The sequence below is a fragment of the Ruegeria sp. AP12 genome (assembly GCF_056540025.1).
Map to the genome: position 1 here is coordinate 1 of NZ_JBQFVZ010000281.1, position 583 is coordinate 583.

Sequence of the window (583 nt, forward strand, 5' to 3'; positions counted from 1 at the left end):
ACCGGATCGCCTCATAATCCAGACCGGCCTCTTCCAGCGCGATGGCAACGGCAACTGAAATGGTGCGGGGCGCGTAGTAAAGCTGCATCGGGACCTCCTTACAGATGGGTCTGGGCGAATTGCCGGTCTGGCGCTTCCAGATGCGGGGTCGCGTTGAACAGAACCGGGCTGAGCTGCGCTCCAATCGGGTGGAGGCGGTGCATCGAAGTGTTCATGATGGCAAGCGCCACCCGCGCCATCGACGGGATATCCAGACCCATTGCCTGCCGCACCACCATCGAGATCAGCCCACCCGACGTGACAACAATGGCCGGCCCACCCTCGGTTCCGATCTCATGCAGGGCGTCGCTGACGCGGGTTTCAAACTGTTCGAAACTTTCGGGCGCATCCTGGATGTCGCCATCGGCCCACGCAGCGAAAGTGCGGGGCAGGTGATCAACAAACCCTTCGCGATCAGTCGGGATCGCCACGCCGTGCTGTTCGTGAAACAGCTGCGCCAGGGTGAAATACTCGATCTCGTTCAGGCGTGCATCGCGAACCGGCTCAGGCAGCCCCATGCTCGAGGCCGTTTCGACATGCCGGG

General features: G+C 62.1%; 2 protein-coding genes. Both read right to left on the minus strand.

Annotated elements, in window-relative coordinates:
• A partial coding sequence (locus tag ACR0E6_RS22755) for a thioredoxin domain-containing protein (RefSeq protein WP_480587679.1) occupies positions 1 to 88 on the minus strand: 88 nt, incomplete at its 3' end.
• Between the two features lie 10 nt (positions 89 to 98).
• On the minus strand, positions 99 to 583 hold a 485-nt coding region (locus ACR0E6_RS22760), incomplete at its 5' end, for a histidine phosphatase family protein (RefSeq protein ID WP_480587676.1).